Source organism: Stutzerimonas stutzeri (genome assembly GCF_013522825.1).
GTDB classification, from domain to species: domain Bacteria; phylum Pseudomonadota; class Gammaproteobacteria; order Pseudomonadales; family Pseudomonadaceae; genus Stutzerimonas; species Stutzerimonas stutzeri_AK.
Genome location: NZ_JAAMQZ010000019.1, coordinates 86,974 through 92,973, shown reverse-complemented (window position 1 = coordinate 92,973; position 6,000 = coordinate 86,974). Strand labels below are relative to the sequence as shown.

Sequence of the window (6,000 nt, the reverse complement as noted above, 5' to 3'; positions counted from 1 at the left end):
GGCGACGTGACCACGGTGCCCTACAAGCAGATCGTCATTGCCCTGGGCGAAGGCGCCAAGGCTTCGTTGAGCGCCTTCGATCACCTGATCCGCAGCACGTCGCCGGTTGCCTAACGCAGCGCTGCAATGCAAAAGGGGGAGCAGATTTCGGTCTGCTCCCCCTTTTTCATGCTTTGCTGTGGTGCACCCCTCAGCTTGAGGGCGCCAGTACGCAGCGGTTACGGCCTGTACGTTTGGCTTCATACAACGCCTGGTCGGCGCGGCGCAGAAGATGTTCGTAGTCGGGATGGCCATCGTGAACGGCTACGCCGATGCTGACTGTCACGTTGAGTATTTCACCCTGAGGCAGGCGGAAACGCTCGGAGGCGATGGCGTCGCGCAATTTTTCCGCCGCTTTCAGGACCTTCTGCGCGTTGATGTCCACCAGCACCAAGAGGAATTCTTCGCCGCCGAGACGGAAGGCATAGTCGCCGCCACGGGTATTGTTGGACAGAGCCGTGGCGATTTGCAGCAGTACCTGGTCACCACCGTCATGCCCATAACGGTCGTTGATCTGCTTGAAGTTGTCGACATCGATGGCGAGCACGCCGAAGTTGCCGCCGGACTGACGGCTGTAGAGCATTTCCTTGTTCATCACCACTGGCAGGAACTTGCGGTTGAGCAGCCGAGTGAGCACGTCGCGCCCGGTTTCCAGTTCACCGGCCTGCTCGAACAGGTTGTCCAGCAAGAAGCGGATGGAGCGGGTTTTTTCACGGATGCTATGCAGCGTACCGTTGCCTTGATCCACGCCAACTTCACCAAGGAGCTGCAGCTCTTTGTCGATATTGAGGATGAATTCCAGGATGTTCGCCGCATTGGGCGAACCCTGGAAGGCGTGAGCGGCCTTGTGGCGGAACCACAGACCGAATTCGGAGCCGGTCAGGCGCGGCAAACTGGAGAAGCTGCTACCCACCGCTAGATTGAACATCAGCTGGTTTTCCCAATCCAGCAGGGCTGCACGCTGACGTTCCTTCTCGGCACCCAGATTTTGCGCTACCGAAAACAGCCGATAGGCTTCCTCTGCACGTGAGTTCCGGTCGTGGGACTGGGAATAGGCGAAGCAGATGATTTCCACGGCCAGATCGATGATGTCCGCACCCAGACGGGCGGCGTCGCGGCGTAGGACCTCCTCGGGCACGCGTTGTTCGATCAGGGTGCGTAGCCGGCCCTTGAGATGACGAGCACCACGCAGCACCAGGCTGACCGGGATTTCGATGCGTGCATGGACTTCGCCAATGGTACGCTGCAGCTCGATGAGCGGTTCCAGATTCTCATCGCTAGTTGCTGTGAGTACGCGCTGCACCCAGCGCTGCATGGAATTGCTGAGACGCTCCTGAACCTGTTCATGAGAAAGGAACAGGGCAGCCTGAGGATCGGCCAGCATCTGTTGGTAGAAGTGCGCAGCCAGCTCCTGGCTGTTAGCTTCAGCTACGGCTTTCAGCTCGATGCCGGCCTGGCGGGAAAAACGTTGCAGCAGGCTTTGCCATTCGGCAGCCAGTTGTTCGTTTGAGATGTACTGCACGTAACCAGACTCTCGATGATGTCCGGGGGCGGCATCCCTGCCCTCCCTGCTGACGGGGTGATCAGTTTGCGATACCGGCCCGTTGCTCCAGGATTTTCACCTGTGCATTGATCCAGTCTTCGGCGCGTTGATTGAGTTCGGCAACCGCGCGAGGTCCTTCGCTTTCGGCATGCATGGCCGGACCGATAACCACCTGGATTATTCCGGGGTTTTTGCCCCAACCCGCCTTGGGCCAGAATAGGCCCGCGTTATGGGCGATAGGCAGTACCGGCAGTCCGGCATTGACCGCTAGCGAGGCACCGCTGCGGGAAAATTTGCCCTGCTGTCCGACCGGTACGCGGGTGCCTTCCGGGAAAATAAGCACCCAGGCGCCCTGCTCCAGGCGTTCCTGGCCCTGCTTGGCCACCTGCCGCAGCGCCGCCTTGGGGTTGTCGCGATCGATGGCGATGGGTTTGAGCAGCCACATGGCCCAGCCGAAGAACGGCACCCGTAGCAGCTCACGCTTGAGCACCTGGGTCAGAGGCTCGAAGTATGCTGACAGGAAGAAGGTTTCCCAGGTGCTCTGGTGCTTGGCCAGGATCACACAGGGTTGCGAGGGGATGTTCTCCGTGCCGTGCACCTCATAGCGCAGGCCGACCAGTGTCTTGCCCAGCCATACGGCGCAGCGGCACCAGTTCTGCACCACGAAGCGGTAACGCATGCGGAACGACATGAACGGCGCACAGACCAGGCACACCAGGCACCAGGCGAACGCAGTGAACGACAGCAGGAAGTAGAACAATGTGATACGCAAGGGAAGCAGGGCTTTCATGCGGTGCTCCCCACTAGATGATCGACAACTGCGGCCAGGTCATCGAAGACCTGCGTGCCCACAGGCAGCGTGCCTTCAAGCGTGCGCAAGCCCTTGCCGGTTCTGACCAGATAAGGCTCGCCGCCAAGCAGAAGACCGGCATGCAGGTCGCGGTGGCTGTCGCCGACCACCGGCACGCCTTTCAGGTCAGCCAGGCTGAAATGCTCGGCGATGGTGCGGAACAGCCCGGGCTTGGGCTTGCGGCACTCACAGCCGTCGTCCGGGCCGTGCGGGCAGTGCACGATCAGGTCGATGCGCCCGCCCTGCTCCATCACCAGTTGCTGCATCTTGAGGTGCATGTCATCGAGGGTGCTGGCGTCGAACTTGCCGCGCGCCAGACCGGACTGGTTGGTGGCCACGGCCACTGTCCAGCCGGCTTGGCACAGCCGTGCAATGGCCTGGAGCGAGCCGGGAATCGGAACCCACTCATCCAGGCTTTTCACATAGGCGTCGGAGTCTTCGTTGATGACCCCGTCACGGTCGAGCACGATCAGTTTCACGGGCTTAGCCAAGTGCGGAAATATCGGCGACGCCAAGGAACAGTCCTCGCAAACGGGCCAGCAGGGCATAGCGGTTGGCACGTACCGAAGGGTCTTCGGCATTGACCAGCACCGCCTCGAAGAAGGCATCCACCGGTGCGCGCAGGTGCGCCAGGCGCTCCAGCGATTCGCGGTACTGACGCGCCTCGGCCAGCGGTTGCACGGCCTGTTCGGCCTGCTGCAACGCCGAATACAGCGAGAACTCGGTGGCGTTGTCGAACCAGCGTGGCTCAACGGTTTCCGGCAGCTTCGCCTCGAACTTGCCGAGCAGGTTGGAGACGCGCTTGTTGGCCGCGGCCAGCGCCTCGGCTTCCGGCAGCTTGCGGAAAGCCTGCACGGCCTGCACGCGCTGATCGAAATCCAGCGCCGAAGCTGGTGCCACGGCGCGTACCGACAGGTAGGTCGCCATCTCGACGCCTTCGTCCTCGTAGCGCGCACGCAGGCGATCGAAGATGAACTCCAGTACCTGTTCGGCCAGGCCAGCGGCCTTCACCTGAGCGCCGAACTGGCCGATGGAGAACTCCACCGCGCGGACCAGGTCCAGGTCCAGCTGCTTCTCGATCAGGATGCGCAGGATGCCCAGCGCCGCACGACGCAGCGCGTAGGGATCCTTGCTGCCGGTGGGCAGCATACCGATGCCGAAGATGCCGACCAGGGTGTCGAGCTTGTCCGCCACGGCAACAATGGCCCCGGTGCGGGTGCTCGGCAGCTCGGCGCCAGCGCCACGCGGCATGTACTGCTCGTTCAGCGCCAGGGCGACATCCTGCGGCTCGCCGTCGTTCAGCGCGTAGTAGTAGCCGGCGATGCCCTGCATCTCCGGAAACTCGCCGACCATCTCGGTGGCCAGGTCGCACTTGCTCAGCAGCCCGGCGCGTGCCGCTTGCTGGATGTTGCCGCCTGTATTCTCGGCGATGAACGCGGCCAGCCTTGAAACCCGCACGGCCTTGTCGTAGACGCTGCCGAGCTGGGCCTGGAACACCACGTTCTTCAGGCGTTCGTTGAAGCTCTCCAGGGTCTGCTTCTTGTCCTGCTTGAAGAAGAATTCGGCGTCGGTCAGGCGCGGGCGCACCACCTTCTCGTTGCCGGCAACGATCTGCGCCGGGTCCTTCGATTCGATGTTGGCCACGGTGATGAAGCGTGGCAGCAGCTTGCCGCCGGCATCCAGCAGGCAGAAGTACTTCTGGTTGTCCTGCATGGTGGTGATCAGCGCCTCCTGCGGTACCTCGAGGAAACGTTCCTCGAAGGAGCAGACCAGCGGCACCGGCCATTCCACCAGCGCGGTCACTTCATCGAGCAGCGCCGGCGGCACGATGGCGCTGCCGTTCTGCTCGCCGGCCAGCTGTTCCACGCGCCTGGCGATCAACGCACGACGTTCGGCGAAATCGGCGATCACATGGGCGCCGCGCAGGTCTTCCAGATAGCTGGACGGCTGGCTGATGCGTACCGGCGCCGGGCTGTGGAAACGGTGGCCGCGCGATTCGCGACCGGCGCGCTGGGCGAGGATTTCGCAATCGACGATCTGATCACCGAACAGCATGACCAGCCACTGCGTCGGGCGCACGAATTCTTCCTTGCGCGCTGCCCAGCGCATGCGCTTGGGAATCGGCAGGTCGTTGAGGGAAGACTCGACAATGGCAGGCAGCAACTCCGCTGTCGGCTGGCCGGCGATGGTGCGGCTGAATTTCAGCTTGGGGCCACTGCGGTCGATCTCGGCGAGGTCCACGCCGCATTTGCGGGCAAAACCCAGCGCGGCCTGGGTCGGCTCACCTTCGGCGTCAAAGGCAGCCTGCAATGGCGGGCCGTCGAGGTTGATGCTGCGGTCGGGCTGCTCGGTCGCCAGCTGTTCGATCAGTACCGCCAGACGGCGTGGTGCGGCAAAGGCCTGTACGCGACCATGGGTGAGTCCGGCCTCTTTCAGGCCCTTCTCAATACCGGCGCGGAAGGCGGTGGACAGCTTGTCCAGCGCCTTGGGTGGCAGCTCTTCGGTACCCAGCTCGACCAGAAAATCTTGTGCACTCATTCTGCTGCCTCCAGCTTGGCCAGTACTTCGTCACGCAGGTCGGGGGTGGCCATGGGGAAGCCCAGCTTGGCGCGCGCCTGCAGGTAGCTCTGCGCCACGGCGCGGGCCAGGGTGCGCACACGCAGGATGTATTGCTGGCGCGCGGTGACCGAAATGGCCCGGCGCGCATCGAGCAGGTTGAAGGTGTGCGAGGCCTTGAGCACCATCTCGTAAGTGGGCAGCGGCAGTTCCAGCTCGATCAGGCGGTTGGCTTCGGACTCGTAGAAATCGAACAGCTCGAACAGCTTGTCGACGTTGGCGTGTTCGAAGTTGTAGGTCGACTGCTCCACCTCGTTCTGGTGGAACACGTCGCCGTAGGTCACGGTGCCGAAGGGGCCGTCGGTCCAGATCAGGTCGTAGACCGAATCGACGCCCTGCAGGTACATGGCCAGGCGTTCCAGGCCGTAGGTGATCTCGCCGGTGACCGGGTAGCACTCGACGCCGCCGACCTGCTGGAAATAGGTGAACTGGGTGACTTCCATGCCGTTGAGCCAGACTTCCCAGCCCAGGCCCCAGGCGCCGAGGGTCGGCGATTCCCAGTTGTCCTCGACGAAGCGTACGTCATGCACCGAGGTATCCACGCCGATGTGGCGCAGCGATTCCAGGTACAGGTCCTGGATATTGTCCGGGTTGGGCTTCAGAACCACCTGGAACTGGTAATAGTGCTGCAGGCGGTTGGGGTTTTCGCCATAACGGCCATCGGCTGGGCGGCGCGACGGTTGAACGTAGGCGGCGTTCCAGGTCTCGGGACCGATGGCGCGCAGGAAGGTGGCGGTGTGGAAGGTACCGGCGCCCATTTCCATGTCATAGGGCTGCAGGACCACGCAGCCCTGCTCTGCCCAGTAGCTCTGCAGGGCGAGGATCAGGTCTTGGAAGGTGCGCACGGCAGGCGTAGTCTGGCTCAAAATTTCACCTGTGCTGGGCTTCGACGGAAAGTTGCGGAGTATACCCGATTCCCGTGCTTTCCCGGCGTTGCCGCGTGCCCGCGAAC

General features: G+C 62.7%; 6 protein-coding genes. 1 reads left to right on the top strand and 5 read right to left on the bottom strand.

Annotation, left to right across the window (positions count from 1 at the left end):
* A partial coding sequence (locus G7020_RS24075) for a hypothetical protein (protein ID WP_258189232.1) occupies window positions 1–114 on the top strand: 114 nt, incomplete at its 5' end.
* Between the two features lie 76 nt (window positions 115–190).
* Here G7020_RS24075 and G7020_RS13640 read toward each other — a convergent pair.
* The 5 genes from G7020_RS13640 to glyQ all read right to left on the bottom strand — a co-directional run bounded on the left by G7020_RS13640 (window position 191) and on the right by glyQ (window position 5,914).
* Window positions 191–1,561 carry a diguanylate cyclase gene (locus G7020_RS13640; RefSeq protein ID WP_181085271.1) on the bottom strand — a complete coding sequence of 457 codons (1,371 nt, stop codon included), beginning with the start codon at window positions 1,559–1,561 and terminating at the stop codon, window positions 191–193.
* Window positions 1,562–1,622: 61 nt separating this feature from the next.
* Window positions 1,623–2,372 carry a lysophospholipid acyltransferase family protein gene (locus G7020_RS13635; protein ID WP_181085269.1) on the bottom strand — a complete coding sequence of 250 codons (750 nt, stop codon included), beginning with the start codon at window positions 2,370–2,372 and terminating at the stop codon, window positions 1,623–1,625.
* Window positions 2,369–2,911 carry a D-glycero-beta-D-manno-heptose 1,7-bisphosphate 7-phosphatase gene (gmhB, locus tag G7020_RS13630; protein ID WP_181085267.1) on the bottom strand — a complete coding sequence of 181 codons (543 nt, stop codon included), beginning with the start codon at window positions 2,909–2,911 and terminating at the stop codon, window positions 2,369–2,371. Before gmhB ends, G7020_RS13635 begins: the two co-directional genes overlap by 4 nt.
* A gap of 4 nt (window positions 2,912–2,915) precedes the next feature.
* Window positions 2,916–4,970 (bottom strand): glycine--tRNA ligase subunit beta, encoded by a 2,055-nt coding sequence (gene glyS, locus G7020_RS13625; protein WP_181085265.1) that lies wholly within the window; start codon window positions 4,968–4,970, stop codon window positions 2,916–2,918.
* Entirely contained in the window at window positions 4,967–5,914 is a 948-nt protein-coding gene (gene glyQ, locus G7020_RS13620; protein WP_181085263.1) for a glycine--tRNA ligase subunit alpha, read from the bottom strand. Before glyQ ends, glyS begins: the two co-directional genes overlap by 4 nt.
* Window positions 5,915–6,000: the final 86 nt, after the last annotated feature.

Coding starts and splice junctions, on each gene's coding strand:
- G7020_RS13635 (WP_181085269.1), bottom strand. CDS start 2,372: ATGAAAGCCCTGCTTCCCTTGCGTATCACATTGTTCTACTTCCTGCTG.
- glyS (WP_181085265.1), bottom strand. CDS start 4,970: ATGAGTGCACAAGATTTTCTGGTCGAGCTGGGTACCGAAGAGCTGCCA.